This window comes from Paenibacillus sp. MAH-35, assembly GCF_058135425.1.
Window position 1 is genome coordinate 29,684 of record NZ_JBYUPU010000014.1, and the last position, 13,913, is coordinate 43,596.

Annotated in this window: 14 protein-coding genes and 1 tRNA gene; 10 read left to right on the top strand and 5 right to left on the bottom strand. The window is 56.6% G+C overall.

All coding sequences use genetic code 11. The features are described 5' to 3' along the window. Nucleotides 1-49 precede the first annotated feature (49 nt). On the top strand, nucleotides 50-1,351 hold the full coding sequence (locus tag AC3Y2E_RS16800) for a metallophosphoesterase family protein (RefSeq protein WP_379212295.1): 1,302 nt from the start codon (nucleotides 50-52) through the stop codon (nucleotides 1,349-1,351). Beyond that, nucleotides 1,348-4,722: an ATP-binding protein gene (locus AC3Y2E_RS16805; RefSeq protein ID WP_379212297.1), complete on the top strand. Its 3,375-nt coding sequence runs from the start codon at nucleotides 1,348-1,350 to the stop codon at nucleotides 4,720-4,722. Before AC3Y2E_RS16800 ends, AC3Y2E_RS16805 begins: the two co-directional genes overlap by 4 nt. Nucleotides 4,723-5,027: 305 nt before the next feature. On the opposite strand, the gene AC3Y2E_RS16810 is transcribed toward AC3Y2E_RS16805, so the two are convergent. Further along, nucleotides 5,028-5,975 (bottom strand): EamA family transporter, encoded by a 948-nt coding sequence (locus tag AC3Y2E_RS16810; protein WP_379212299.1) that lies wholly within the window; start codon nucleotides 5,973-5,975, stop codon nucleotides 5,028-5,030. Between the two features lie 150 nt (nucleotides 5,976-6,125). On the opposite strand from AC3Y2E_RS16810, the gene AC3Y2E_RS16815 reads away from it, so the two are divergent. Together AC3Y2E_RS16815 and AC3Y2E_RS16820 are read left to right on the top strand one after the other, a co-directional pair. Beyond that, nucleotides 6,126-6,407: a hypothetical protein gene (locus tag AC3Y2E_RS16815; RefSeq protein ID WP_379212301.1), complete on the top strand. Its 282-nt coding sequence runs from the start codon at nucleotides 6,126-6,128 to the stop codon at nucleotides 6,405-6,407. A gap of 50 nt (nucleotides 6,408-6,457) precedes the next feature. Then, nucleotides 6,458-6,907, top strand: a complete 450-nt coding sequence (locus tag AC3Y2E_RS16820) for a hypothetical protein (protein WP_379212303.1) — start codon at nucleotides 6,458-6,460, stop codon at nucleotides 6,905-6,907. Here AC3Y2E_RS16820 and AC3Y2E_RS16825 read toward each other — a convergent pair. Both AC3Y2E_RS16825 and AC3Y2E_RS16830 read right to left on the bottom strand, forming a co-directional pair. Further along, nucleotides 6,839-7,879, bottom strand: coding sequence for a YkvI family membrane protein (locus tag AC3Y2E_RS16825; RefSeq protein ID WP_379212305.1), 1,041 nt, complete (start codon nucleotides 7,877-7,879; stop codon nucleotides 6,839-6,841). The genes AC3Y2E_RS16820 and AC3Y2E_RS16825 overlap by 69 nt on opposite strands. A 229-nt stretch (nucleotides 7,880-8,108) precedes the next feature. Beyond that, on the bottom strand, nucleotides 8,109-8,831 hold the full coding sequence (locus AC3Y2E_RS16830; protein ID WP_379212307.1) for a hypothetical protein: 723 nt from the start codon (nucleotides 8,829-8,831) through the stop codon (nucleotides 8,109-8,111). A gap of 378 nt (nucleotides 8,832-9,209) precedes the next feature. Here AC3Y2E_RS16830 and AC3Y2E_RS16835 point away from each other — a divergent pair, with 378 nt between their 5' ends. The 4 genes from AC3Y2E_RS16835 (at nucleotide 9,210) to AC3Y2E_RS16850 (ending at nucleotide 11,275) form a co-directional block, all read left to right on the top strand. Beyond that, entirely contained in the window at nucleotides 9,210-9,785 is a 576-nt protein-coding gene (locus AC3Y2E_RS16835) for a xanthine phosphoribosyltransferase (RefSeq protein WP_379212309.1), read from the top strand. Between the two features lie 73 nt (nucleotides 9,786-9,858). Then, nucleotides 9,859-10,185 (top strand): hypothetical protein, encoded by a 327-nt coding sequence (locus AC3Y2E_RS16840; RefSeq protein WP_379212311.1) that lies wholly within the window; start codon nucleotides 9,859-9,861, stop codon nucleotides 10,183-10,185. A 94-nt stretch (nucleotides 10,186-10,279) separates the two neighbouring features. After that, nucleotides 10,280-10,492, top strand: coding sequence for a hypothetical protein (locus tag AC3Y2E_RS16845; RefSeq protein WP_379212483.1), 213 nt, complete (start codon nucleotides 10,280-10,282; stop codon nucleotides 10,490-10,492). Nucleotides 10,493-10,561: 69 nt separating this feature from the next. Then, a complete protein-coding gene (locus tag AC3Y2E_RS16850) occupies nucleotides 10,562-11,275 on the top strand; it encodes an adenosylcobinamide amidohydrolase (protein WP_379212313.1) in 714 nt (237 codons plus the stop codon). Between the two features lie 154 nt (nucleotides 11,276-11,429). Here AC3Y2E_RS16850 and AC3Y2E_RS16855 read toward each other — a convergent pair. Next, nucleotides 11,430-11,513: transfer RNA gene (locus AC3Y2E_RS16855), tRNA-Leu, on the bottom strand. 371 nt (nucleotides 11,514-11,884) lie between these two features. Here AC3Y2E_RS16855 and AC3Y2E_RS16860 point away from each other — a divergent pair. Further along, complete coding sequence (locus tag AC3Y2E_RS16860) at nucleotides 11,885-12,712, top strand: SDR family NAD(P)-dependent oxidoreductase (RefSeq protein WP_379212315.1); 828 nt, start codon at nucleotides 11,885-11,887, stop codon at nucleotides 12,710-12,712. A 2-nt stretch (nucleotides 12,713-12,714) separates the two neighbouring features. Here AC3Y2E_RS16860 and AC3Y2E_RS16865 read toward each other — a convergent pair whose 3' ends face one another. Next, complete coding sequence (locus AC3Y2E_RS16865; RefSeq protein WP_379212317.1) at nucleotides 12,715-12,939, bottom strand: prolipoprotein diacylglyceryl transferase family protein; 225 nt, start codon at nucleotides 12,937-12,939, stop codon at nucleotides 12,715-12,717. A gap of 661 nt (nucleotides 12,940-13,600) precedes the next feature. Between AC3Y2E_RS16865 and AC3Y2E_RS16870 the strand changes: the two genes are divergently transcribed. Next, nucleotides 13,601-13,858: a hypothetical protein gene (locus AC3Y2E_RS16870; protein WP_379212319.1), complete on the top strand. Its 258-nt coding sequence runs from the start codon at nucleotides 13,601-13,603 to the stop codon at nucleotides 13,856-13,858. Nucleotides 13,859-13,913: the final 55 nt, after the last annotated feature.

A 13,913-nucleotide genomic window follows, 5' to 3' on the forward strand; every position in this document is an offset into this window, starting at 1 on the left:
GGAGTCAGTATCTATGAGATTCGCACGGATCGGAGGGGGAGAACGTTATATGAGATCATTCCGGTTCATTCATGCCGCGGATTTGCATTTGGACAGCCCGTTTAAGGGACTGTCGGCGCTGCCTTCCGTCATACGCGAACGGATACGCGAATCGACGTTCCGGGCGCTCCGGCATCTGGTCGAGCTTGCAGTAACCGAGCGGGCCGACTTCGTTCTGATCGCAGGCGACGTCTACGACTCGGCCGACCGTTCGCTTAAGGCGCAGCTGAGGTTTCAGAGCGCCGTCGGACTGTTGGCGGAGCGGGGCATTCCGGTGTACGTCATTCACGGCAATCACGATCCGGACGACGGTAACGGCGCGTCGCTGCGCTGGCCGGATACGGTCCGTTTTTTTTCGTCGGGGGAGCAGGCGGATGCCTTCGTAGTGCGGGATCGGTCGGGTGCCGATCTGGCTTGCGTACACGGGTGGTCGTACCCGACCGCCGCCGTAACGGACAATCCGCTCGCCCGGTTCGGAGCCCCCAAGCCGGGGCTGTTCAATATCGGCTTGCTTCATGCCAACGTGGACGGGGATGCGGGTCACGACAATTATGCGCCATGTTCCATAAAGGAACTGCAAAGGGCGGGCTTCGACTATTGGGCGCTGGGGCACATCCATACACGGGCCGTGCTCAGCGAAAATCCGGCGATCGTGTATCCGGGCAATATTCAGGGGAGGAGCGTCCGCGAGACGGGGCCGCGCGGCTGCTGTATCGTGGACGTATCCGAATCCGGAAGCGCGGCGATATCGTTCCGCCCGCTTGATGCGGTCAGGTGGCATACGGCGAACGTGTCGATCGAAGGGTTATCAACGGAGCAGGAGCTGCGCGACCGGCTGGAGGAAGAGTTGCGTCTGTGCGAGGAGCGGTCGGAGGGCCGGCCTGCGATCGTCCGTTTTCGGCTGAACGGACGGGGGCCTTTGCACAAAACGCTGCGGAAGCCCGGGCTGCTGCTTGAATTAACGGAGGAGTTCCGGGAGCTGGAGCGCCGGAGGGCGGAATCGTCCGAACCGGACTCGCCGTTCGTCTGGATCGAATCCGTGGACGTAGCTACCGCGTCCGAGCTCGATCCGAAGCAGGCGGCGGATCGCAACGGGTTTATCGGCGACATGCTGCAGCTGTCGGCAGGTCTGACCGGGGACGAGGACAGCCTGAAGTCGCTTATCGAGGAGGCGCTCCAGCCTCTGTTCGCCCATCCGAAGGCGGGACCGCTGGCCGAGGCGATGGCTGCGGACGAACGGGAGGAGTGGCTGAAAGCGGCGGAATCGCTCGCTCTCGGACTGGTCGCCGAAGAGGAGGGCTGGGACGAATGAACATTCGCGGTATAAGGCTCGATTCCTTCGGCTCGTTACGCGACCGGCGCTATGAGCTCGACGGCCCGATCACGCTGTTTTACGGCCCGAACGAGGCCGGCAAAAGCACGCTGATGGCGCTTGTTCGCGCCGTGCTGTTCGGGCAGCCAACGCGAGGAGCAAGTGCGGACAAATATGAGCCGACGCTCGGAGGGGCTTACGGCGGCGCTTTGACGCTGGAACTGCCGGATGGCTCCGTAATCCTGGTCGAGCGAGCGTTCCAGGGAGAGTCCGGCGGACGGGGGAAAGCGGCGTCCGCCGGCCGGGTGCGATTAACCCGGCTGCACCGAGGCGCTCATCATGTCCCGGCGTCCGGGCCAAGCAGCCCGGCGGAAGACGAAGCGGCGCTGCGCGCCTTGCTGGGAGGCGTGCAGGGCGAGCTGTTCCGCAGCGTCTTTGCCTTTAGCTTGACGGAGCTGCAGGAGCTCGGCACGCTGCAATCCGAGGAAGTGGCCGCTTATTTGTACAACGCCGGCTGGGGAGCGGGTGGAGGGGCGATTCTGTCCGCGGAACGAAAGCTCGCGCAGGATATGGACCGGCTGTACCGGCCCCGCGGCAAAACCCAGGAGCTGAACTTGCTGCTGAAACGGTGGGAGCAGGAACAGGCCGATCTTCGAAGAAGTAAGGAGAGTTTGGCGTTATACCGGAAATGGATAGAGGAGCTGGAGGGCGCCGATCGGGATATCCGGGAGGCGGACGAGCAGCTTCGTACAGTGCGTCAGAAGGCGGCGAGCCTGGAGAGGTGGCTGCGTGCCCGCGACCACGGGCTTAGGCTGGAGGCCGTGAAGCGCAGGCTTGGGGAGCTGCCTCCGCCGGAGAAGTTTCCGCACGGCGCTTTGTCTCGATTCGAGGCGATGCGCACGGAGCAGGAGCGGCTGCTGGAACAGCGGCAGGAAGCGAAAGCGAAGCTCGGGCAGGCGGAACGGGCGATTGGCGCGTTCCAGCCGGATCAGGCGCTGCTCGAATCGCGTCCGAAGCTCGAGGCGCTGCTCGAGAGAGCCGGCTTGTACCGCGACGCGAAAGCCGCGATCGCCGCGCAGCGCGAGGAAGCGGAGTCGCTCGGGCGCGGGGTGAACCAGGCGCTGGAGCGGCTAGACGTCGGCTGGACGGACGCCGAGCTGGCGTCGTACCCGCTGTCCGTATCGGACCGGGAGCGGCTGCGGGACGCCAAGGAGCAGCATGCGCAGCTCCGGGGCGAAGCCGAGCTCGCCCGCGCTGAAGCGAATCGCGCGTCGCGGGAGCTGGAAGCGGCGGAGCGGAGGGCGGATCAGGCGCGGCAGGAGCTTGAGGCGGCCGGGACTGGTGCCGGAGCAGGCGCAGGTGCAGGCGCAGGAATAGGTACAGGCATACGAACAGGCGCGAGCGCAAGATCGACTGCAAGCGGCCCCGAGGCCCTCCTATGGGAGCCGTCCGCGGAAGCGATGCGGCGCAAGCTGGAGCGGCTTGGCGCGGATTATGCGGAGTGGAGCCGGCTCCGCCAAGAGATGCGTCATCTGCGGCAGCGGGAGGACGATTACCGGCGGCTGCAGATGGAGGCGCCTTCCGCTGCAGGCGGCCGTTCCGCGGGCAGGCGGCAGCCTGGCGGGATACCGGGGGGAAGCCTCCTCTGGCTGAGACTGGTGCCGGTCGTGACCGGTGTTGTGCTTTCCGCGGTACTGTGGATTCGGGGAGAGACCGTACTGTCTGTGCTGAATCTGCTGGTTTTTGCCGTTATATCGCTGTATGCCTGGAAGCTGGCAGGAGCTTCGAGCGGGGAACGTTCTCGGTCTTATGATCGTTCCGGCAATGCCTTTTTGGAGGAGAGAGCGGAGCTGGACAGGCAGCTGGCCGGGTTGGAGCGGACGATTCTGGAGCGGACCCGGAGCTGGGCGGTGCCGTTAATTAGCCGTGTTGCCGAGGCTGCTGCGGCATCCGCAGATCGCCGCCCGGGGACAGCAGGTACAGGGACAGGGACGCTGCTGCCGGACGACTGGCTCGCCGAAGCGCGTTTTGCCGGGGAAGTTTGGCTTCAGGCGCGGATCGAGCTGGAGCAGCGGGAGAATCGGTATGCGGAAGCTGCTTCGGACGCCGCCCGTCTACGCGAAGCGTCCAAGGCTGCCACGGAGCGTCTGGACGAAGCGGAGAGCCGTCTTGCGGCGTGGCAGGCGGAGTGGGAAGGCTGGCTGGGCCAGCGCGGCATCTCCGGCGGACTGCGCCCGGACGGAGCGGCAGAATGGCTTCTCGTCTGCGAGCAGGGCAAACAGCTGCTGCTGCGCCGTGATGCCAGCTTGCGGCGGCTTGCAGATATGGAAGCGGAAGCGTCGGCATTCGAGCGGGAGACGGCCGACGTGTGCGGTACGGCTTCGGAAGCCGATCCGCTTTTCGAGCTGAAACGCCGCAAGGCGGAAGCGGAGAAGGAGGCGGCGGCGTTTGCGGAGCGGGAGAGGCTGGCCCGCGAAGCCGAGCTGCTGCGGGACGCGATCCGGCTGATCGGGGACAAGCTGGCCCGGGTCCGGGAACAGATCGGCGGGCTTTGGCAGGAAGCCGGAGCGGCCGATGAGCAGCAGTTCCGCGAACGGGCCCGGCTTCATGAAGAGGGAAGTCTGCTCTCGCGGGAGCGGGAGGAGCTTTTGTTGACGCTCGACTCGATGCTTGGAAAGGACCGGCGGGACGAGGCGCTGGAGGCGATGCGGCAGCCGCCGGAGGAGCTGCGGCGGGAGCTCGAACGGCTTGGCAGTTTGCAAGAGGAGCTGGAGCGTAAGCTCGATGAGCGGAGAGACCGCAGGGGAAGGCTGAGAGGGGAGATGGAACGGCTGGAATCCGGCCGCGACCATGCCGACAAGCTGCAGCGCGTTCAAGAGACGGAGACGGAGCTCCGCCAGCAGATGCGCCGCTGGGCGGTTCATGCGATGGCCGGAAAGCTGTTCGCGCATACGCGGAAGCTGTACGAGACGGAGCGGCAGCCTGCCGTACTCCGGCGGGCATCGGACTATATGGCCGCGTTGACCGGACAGCGGTACACCCGGGTCATCGCACCTGTCGGCGAAAAACGTCTGGTCGCCGTGACCGGCTTGGGCGAACCGGTCGATTCCTCCAAGCTGAGCCGCGGAACGGCGGAGCAGCTGTATCTCGCGATGCGGTTCGCGCTCGCCGATGAGACGGCACCGTCCGCTTCGCTGCCTTTTATCATGGACGACGTCTTCGTCAATTTCGACGCGGATCGTCTCCGCCGCTGCCTGGAGCTGCTACCCGAGCTATCCGCACGCAGACAGCTGCTGCTCTTCACATGCCATAGCCATGTGACGGAAGCCGCCGCTGCCGCAATTCCGGGGCTGCAGGTGATCCGGCTGTAAGCAGGCGCGGCGCAAGGACCGGCTCGTCCCGTGAGGGGCAAGCCGGTCCTTGTGGTTGTTAGCCGTCATGCGACGCTGAGCACCGCCCGGGAGCGGAATAAGGGTGGTTTGTGAGGCTGTCGATTCATTATAGACAACCTGTTTGAGTAGAAGAAGGTAACTTTTCACTTGGAACGGCCCGCTAACACTTCTACACAATGAATCGACAGCCTCGTTTGTACCTGTTATTTTAACAGAAGCACCCCAGCAACCCTACAACCCTACAACCTCTACAACCCTCAAAACCTATAACCGGTCCCCGGCCACTACTCCAACAGCCTAAGTCCAAGCACGCCGGCAAGCGCGCAGCAAATCCCGATGATTTGGTGAAGCGACCAGCGCTCCTTCAGAACGATCCGCGCGTACAGCAGGATGAGCAGTACGTTCGTCGTCACGACGGCCGAGACGAGACCCGTAATGCCGAGCGAAAAAGCTTGCATGATGAAAACCATGCCCGAAATGTTGCTGAGTCCGACGATTCCGCCCCAGCCGATCGTTTTGGCGACCGGCCAGTTCGCCGCCTGCTGTTTCTCCCGAAAAGCGGCCGTACCCGCTTTCGGGTGCATCTCACCGCCGAGCGAAGCGACGGCAACCTCTTGCTTGGCCCGACTGACCATTCTTCGCTCCTTCAGCTTGCCCCCATACCATAACAGGAAAAACAGGACCGCTCCCGTGCCGTACATGATGACCAGCGTAGGAAGTTTGTCGGCCTGCCACAGCATCGCCTGCTTGGAAGCGACGTCGGTAATGCCGAACGTAACCATGGCGAGGAGCGCCCATTGAACGCCCTGCAAGTTTTTCCACGACAAATCGCTGGAGTACCGGATAATGACGATACCGGCCAGAATGACGGCAAAGGCGACCGCCTGCATGGGACTTAAGCTTTCTCCCCAACGGACATACGACAGGGAAGCGACTACAATCGGAGTTAGAGCGGTGAATACGGCGACCAGCGATGCTTTGCCGACCGCAAATCCTTTGTAGATCGCGGCGTTCGATATAAATGAGAAAAAGCCCATAAAAGCCCCGGTCCATACGGCCGGGGTGTACGATTGACCTAACATGGCGGCGGCCGAGACGGAGACGACCGCTCCGGACAAGTAAACGCCAAGCAGCATCAAGTTGCGCTCGATCGGCTTTTGCGAAGTCCACTGATACAATATTCCTCTGAATCCAAAGCATACGGCAGCCAAAACCGAGTATGCGAGCCACATGATGAAGCGTCCCCTTCCGGTATGCGTTCCAAAAGTTGATCCCACTATACGCCCGGATTTGTGTTTCGTCAACCGAATTTTTCGAAGACAAGGGAGAGCGGGTATTGTACAATAAACCAGAAGGTCGGCACGGAAATGGAGGGATCGACGATGGAAGAACAACCGAGGAAACAGCCGCGGGCCAGGGAGATTACATACCGGGTAGGCTGGAAAAAAGGGAAGCTGGAGGTCGGCGAGAACAACCAGGTGACCGCTTCCGAGTCTGCGGTCGTTTTCATGGAGAAGGCGCTCTGGCTCCGTCTGCTGGATCGGTACATATGGCGGCGCGCCTCGTTTTTGCCTTTGGCGGCAATTCCGTATCTGCTGATTGCATTGCCGCTCATCACCTTCGGTTTCGTCTGGTGGATGGTTTATATGCTGATGAGGGTTTAACACGGCTTATGAATGAAGCTTAGAGCACGTATTTGGAAAGGAGAGAGGGCATGTTTCTTCCTTTAGCCATATTTGCAAGTATCGTCGGGTTGTTCGTAACCGGGGCCGCTGTATTTACCGCCTGGGCGTTTTTCGCCACCCGCAAAAATCAGGTTAAGGCGCAAACCGCGGAAGCGGCCGACGGTCGCGAGCTGGCTGTGCAAGAAGCCGGGGCACCGCCCTGGAGCTGGTTTCTGCGGTGGACGGTTGCGGATTATTCGGCGCTTTTTCTGTTCGGCTTCGGAGCCGTATTTCTGATCGTCAATCTGGTAGGGGTGTCCAAAGACCGCGACCTGTACCCGGACTATCATTTTGCTTATTTGTTGTGCGGCTTTATTTTTAGCTTTCTTGGCATGCTGTTTACGTTCGTGAGGCTGGCGATGGTGCTTCGGCTAACGGGCCGACTGATGCCGGCCGGCGATCATCCGCACAAACCAGATCAAGCTGAGCAGGCCGAATAGCGGATACAACGTCGAGAGCAGCTTGCTGAAGCCGATTTGTCCGATCAAGTACGTACCGGCCAGGATGACGGCGATGATCGGCTTGGCCGCCCAGCCGGTACGTTCGCGAATTTGCAGCATAAGCCCGTAGACGTTGGCGATGTAGGTTGTAAAGATTTCGCCGAAAATGACACCTACGAACAGCAATTGTACGGCGCCGCCCAGCCTCGCGATCAGTTGGCCCATCGGGATTTCATATTGAGCGATGCCCGGCATCTGGGAAGCAAGCGCAACATGGCCGGCAAGCATCATGAACGTAATCAGAATGCCGCCGATGATGCCGCCGCGAATAATCGACTTGCGGTCCGGCGCCGAAGCTCCGAGCGGGACGAGAACCGCTTGCGCGGTCGCCAGATTATAAGAGGCGTACAAGAGCGGTGCGGTCCAGATTTGAAGTGCCGAACGGTCGCTGCCGAGCGTCAGCCAATTGCCGGCGTTCGGCGAGCCCGCCGTTGACCAGACGACAAGCAGGCAAAATACGATCATAAGCGGTACAACGATACTGTTTACGGTCACGATCGCTTGCAGTCCTTTTGTAATAATCCAGTATGCGAGGAATAGGGTCAGCAGCAGTCCGGCCTGATACGACAGATGAAAATGCTCGTTAAAAACGGAGCCTCCTCCGGCCAGCATGACCGTCGTTATGCCGAACAGCATGACGAGCGTGAACAAGCTGAACCATTCGCCGACTTTCGTGCCGAACAGATGCTTGTTCAAATCTTCGTAGGAAACCGCCCGGATGGAACGGGCGAGCAGCATCATTTTCGTACCGAGCCAGACGAACAGCAGGCCGGCTATCCCTATGGTTGCGGTGGCCGCCGCCCCGTATTTCGTAAAAAACTGCAAAATCTCCTGCCCGGTCGCAAAGCCAGCGCCGACGATCGTGCCGACATACGTAAATGCGATTTGTACCGCTCTGCCCCATGACGGCATCCCATCTCCCCCTAAACTACATTTGGCTATAGTACAAGGGTATGTGGACGGACCGTCCGGCATGACTGTTCGAAGATTTCCGCAGGCGGATGCAGATTCGCCGCTAGGAGGGCGGGACCTGGCACCGACAGAGCTTTCCTCAAAATCGACCTGGCTTCACGCAAAATAAAACGGCCTTTCTCCGATTGGAGAAGGCCGTTTGCCGATTCTGCCCGGCTAGGCAAACCTGTTATTTCCGGTCTGCAAACAGTTTGATCGACGTGATCGCTTCCGTTTTCTTGTCGATGTCCAGCTTCAGTATCGTACCGCCCGCTTTGTAATGCAGGGCATAGGTTGTATTCGTATCGGGTTTGCCGAGAGCCGTCTCGGCATCTTTTACTTTCTGGCCGAGCCGAAGGCCGTTTAGTCCCGGGTTGACGTCTTTGGAAGTAATCTCGATAAATTCAACGAAACCTTTGGAGTTGAAGCCGATGGAAAACCCGTCGTACTCCTGAACGTCGATCGGATCTTTCTCGTCCTCCATCACGAATTCGGAAACGGGATCGCCGAGCTTCTGCTTCACCGAGGGTTTCGAGTCGGTCAGACGGACTCCCATCAATGCGGGCTTTTTGGCGTCGTATTGAAGCGTGCTGGAATCCGGCTTCGAGGCGGGGGGCTTCGTATCGGACGACGTTTCCACTTTCTTGTCAGTTGGAGGCGGCGTTACCTTGGGCGGAGTCTGCGGCTCTACGGCAACCGTAGTTGCACCGCTGTCTTCCGGTTTAGTAATATCCCCCGTCACATTCGGCCCGTTGCCGGTAGGCTGGGGGATGACCGGTTCTTGTCCGAACCGGGGTGCGGACCCGGATGCCTCCGGATTGGTTGCAGCAGGTTTTGTGGTGTTGCAGCCGGCCACAAGTGCGCTTACCATGGCGGCGGCCAGCCAAAAACGGACGTAGCGGCGTTTTGTCATGATGATCTTCCTTTCCTCCGCATGGAGACGGAGCCACTACTAGGGTACGACTGTGTTCCGGATTTGACAAAGCCTAAATGAGCCGGAATAATGCGGGTAATCCAATCCGATCGTTGCTTTACGTTCCGCATGTCGTTCATTCACCGTGGAGCTCATTCATTTGGATATTACCACGGAAACTTCGGGACGAAACACCCTAGCAATGATTTATTTTCTCATACTAGTAAGACGGTTTGAACTGGTAAAAAGTTGCATCATTTGCCGGAAATCTTATGTTTTTTTTGTTTGAAGACCAAGCTTCCCCTATTCCCTCTCTTGAATGTGCGAACCCCGTTATGGTACGTTAGTCCAAGACCTATTTTAACGGAGGAAAGACGTATGGATATTTTAAAACAACGGATCGCGGAGCAAGGCGTAATTTTGTCGAATCAGACGCTTCAGCTGGACGCTCTGCTTAATCATCAGGTGGACCCGAAGCTTATTATGGAGATCGGCCAAGAATTTGCCCGCCGGTTTAAAGAAGAACGGATTACAAAAGTATTAACGATCGAATCGTCCGGCATTACCGTCGCTTTCGCGACTGCGCTGGAGCTGGGCGTACCGCTCGTCTTCGCTCGCCGCAAAAAAACGCTCACGACCGACGGGGAAGTATGGTGCGAACGGGTGCCTTCCTTTACGAAGGGCATCGTTACGGATATTCTCATCTCCAAGAATGTGTTGTCGAGCCAGGACCGGGTACTGCTCATCGACGATATTATCGCAAACGGGGATGCAGCGCGCGGACTGATCCGCATATTGGAGCGGGCGGAAGCGGAACTGGCGGGAGTCGGAGTCGTCGTCGAGAAGAGCTTCCAGGCCGGCGCCAGACTGATCCGCGAGATGGGCTACCGGTTCGAATCGATCGTCTCCATCAAGTCGCTGGAAGGCGGCGCCGTACAATTTGAATCGCAGTGAGAGGATTTGGAGTCTTTTCTCCCCGCCGTTTTTTCGATATAATGAATGAAGGCGAATGGGAGGAGGGTACAATATGGGGAAAGAGCACTTGTCAAGTGAGTTTCTGATGACGAAACTGTCGGAATCCAAAGTTCATTTCGAACGCGCTCTTGACTGCAAGCACACGGAGTTCGATGATTTGTATCCCTATATGATCGAGCATCCTCAGTTTTTCTGGTACAAACGTTATGTGGCTTGGTCCGAGCTCCTAACGATCGTCAAACTATGCAACGAGCTGGACATCGAGTGGAAAACTCAATTTTCTCAGCAGCAGGCGGATTATATCGAAAGTCGGGTCATGTCGGGCAAAGTGCTTGACGAATGGTTCGAGAAAAACGATTCGAAGGAACATGTCGGTTAATTCCGTCGATCATAGCGTCGCTTGAGGGACCTGAATGTTTCGGCATTTGGGTCCTTTTTTTATCGTCAACGAAGAAGACAAGGGAGGACTTGTGATGATAACGGATGAACAGCTGGACGCTTTTCGTGTAGAAGGTATGAAAGTGCGCGTAGTGCGGGATGCCAGCCCCGAAAACGATGTGAGGGGAATTGTCGTCGCTTGGGACGATGAATCGGTTCTGATCCGCAGGCCGAATCGCCGGGTCGTAAAGCTGTCGAGAGAATATTTCATTCAGCCGGCCAGCGACAAACGTCCGGAGTCGTTATAGCGAAGAACAGGCGGGCGGCCGATCCGAATCTGCGGTGCTGCCCAGGACCGATAGCGGAGATGAGATTCAATGAATATACAATTATGCACGGAGCCGGTATCGGGCGTACATAGCAGCAAAGGAACCATGAACGGCAGTATGTGCTTGACCGTAGAGGCGGCGAGCCGGCTGTATGCGTTAAACTCTTCGATATGGGGCGGCGGTTTCCAGCATGTCCGGCGGATCGTCAACCGGCAGGTTTCCAAATCGTACATGTGCGACGATCCGGAAGCGGAGATGGAGCAGTTCATCCGGGGGAGCGGCTTCGATCCGGGCGATACGGCCGCGATGCTGACCGCCGCCTTCATCGAAGATGCAGGGGAGTGCCATGCCGCCGCCAATGAGGGGCTGCATGTGTCGGCATGGGTGACGGCGGGCCTTGGCAACGCGGCCCGGGCCGGTACAAGCGAAGGAACGGACCGGTTGTATCCGGGGACGATCAACAGCATCGTGATCGTGGACGGCCGGATGACCGACGCCGCCATGGTCAACGCTGTCATTACCGCAACCGAGGCGAAGGCAGCCGCTCTCCAGGAGCTCGGCATTACCGCGCGCAACAGCACACAGCTGGCCACCGGCACGACGACGGACGCCGTCCTCGTCGCGGTCACGGGACGTGGAGAACTGTACCGGTATGCGGGAACAGCGACGCGGGTAGGGCATCTGATCGGCAGGACTGTATATGAGGCGGCTCTGCAGGCGATGGGGATTTATTTGGAGAGGGCAAGGAATAGACAGATCTAGGAGTGGGCTGTATTTTCAGCGGCAACGATGATGGATGCGACGATTAGCGGGATTTCCCTTTTGGAATTGTTTCTTTTCTTTTTATGAGGCGGCATCCGAATCGGATAAAAAAACGAAACCCTTCGAACTTAATCGAAGGGCCTCGCTTTTGATATGCGGTCGAGAGGACTCGAACCTCCACGGCTGTTACCCCACTAGAACCTGAATCTAGCGCGTCTGCCAATTCCGCCACGACCGCGTATTCAATTGACGCTGTCATCAGCGACAAGAATTAATATAGCACACCGTCTAAACTGAAGTCAACGGGCGTCCTAAAATTTTTGGAACCTGCAGGAGCGCTCTTTCTGATCCTGCTCATATTGCCTTGCAACGAAGGCCGTCGCATATATGTGTTGCTCATGACATGGCAGATGAAATTTATTGAACTGTACTCAAGATGCCTTAGATGTTTGCCGTCGTAGAATAGTGGCTATACCCTAGCTCTTATTGAACATTTTTCAGCTTAAGCGCTAGAACTTTTCACTGTCCAGCTTACTCGTGCTTCATGTATAATAATGGGAGAATGTCTCGAACGATCGAAACAAAATCGGCAGGAGAGATGAATGCAAAGTGAGTATCTTCCGCGAGAAGGTTTGTTTGGTTACAGGCGGCGGGTCTGGGCTTGGTCTTGAAATATGCAGACAATTAGCAGATCGGGGAGCTTACGTGATCATTGCCGACCTGAATGAAGAAGCCGCACGCGATGTCGTACAGATGATTGCGAAACATGGCGGTACGGCAATCGCTTCCTATGTGGATGTGACAGACCCCAAATCGATAGAAGCTCTTATGGACGCATCATTGGCGCAATACGGAAGATTGGATTATATGTTCAACAATGCCGGCATAACGGTAGTCGGCGAGTTTCGGGACTTGCCGCTTGATGAATTGAAGAAGGTATTGGACGTCAATTTGACCGGTATTCTTCACGGGTCTCACTATGCCTATCAAGTCATGGCAAAACAAGGATATGGGCATATTGTGAACACCGCTTCCGGCTTCGGCCTTGTGCCAGGTCCGACCAATCTGCCGTATACGATGGCGAAATTCGGTGTTGTCGGGCTGTCGGAGACCATGCGCTGCGAAGGCTTGGATTTGGGCATTAAAGTGAGCGTGATCTGCCCCGGCTATATTCACACCTCCATGATCGACAACATGCGCACTTTCAACGCCGACTCTGCGGATGTCATTTCGCAAATCCCTGCCAAAATGATTGACCCGCATCAAGCAGCCCGTCTTGTCCTGCGGGGAGTCGAGAAAAATCGCGCGATCATTACTTTCCCGTCCTATGTAGGTGTGTTGACCTTCTTGTACAGGTGCTTTCCCCGGTTATTCCTTCATTACTCTCTCACCACGATCCGCAATTTCAGGAAAATCCGTAAAAGAGTTGGCCCCTGAGATTACCCTAAAAGAAACTTGGCCCGACGCAAAAACAAGAAAATGGTAAGTCCTGCAAGACTCCACAGAGATCGAAAAGGAACGTTAGGATGAATAGATCCATCTCCTCCATGCGCCACCTGATTCGTAAAGTTTCCCCAACGTCCTATCATTTGACCTGTAATCAAACCGCGCGTGCAAATAACCGCAATTCGAATAAAACTGTAGCCCTTTCTATTTGAATACAACCTGGAGATTGAGCAGCGCCTCTTATCTCCAGGTTGTCTCGGTTGCGGATCTCCACACAGGGTTAGTTAATTTCAAGCTTCCTGCCCGGTTTCTTTCCCTTCTTCGGATGCGCTCGGCCATCTGGCGTGAGTACTGTGATGTGTTGCTTTCGTTTGTTGTAAACTTCAACTTCTTGTGTAAGGGGGCACGATGGTAATAGCGGCCATTCGGGCGAAGTTTTGCAGAACAAAAAGGACCCAAATTGATTTGCCATAGATGGCAATCCATTTGGGCCTTAGACAAATGCAGCTGAATGCCTATACGCCTTCGGCGATAATTTAGAAAAGCATCGAGACGGGATATCTTTATTTAAAGGAGCTTTTAGGCTTTGACCACTATCAGTTGCCTTCGTATACGGGATTTCAGTGATTTTGGCCCATTCAGTTTCTGATGCAACACGTCCTTGAGTTTCAACGGCAGGAATAGATGAGTGATGGGAGATATGACGCTTGGCGATGTCGTACGCCGCATCCGAGAAGAGTTCTTCGAGCAAATCATCGTTTATGTTTACCAACAAGCCTTGGGAAAGAAGAATGGTAAACACGACTTGACGATGAGAAGAATCCGTTGATTCGGAATTTTTGCATTTGAATCCTGACGATTCGAAAGTGAGGGAACTATATGCTTTCAGTTGAACAATACATAGCAAAGATGAAGAAAAAAGATAACCTTGATGAATTTAATTTTAAAAATCATGCCGAAAATATGTCCACGGTCCTGAAGTATGTCATGGATTATTTCAATCAGTATCTGAATCCGGAAGAATACGATTATGAGAACATCAAGACAGAACAATCAGCATTAAAAATCACCCAAGAGATAGAAGGTTTATTTCCTGAAAGTCAGGGATTTGTTATTGAATACTATAAAAAAACATAGAGCCGGATCGATCGATTACTGAAGTCATGGATGTATGAACGGAAATACGTTCATC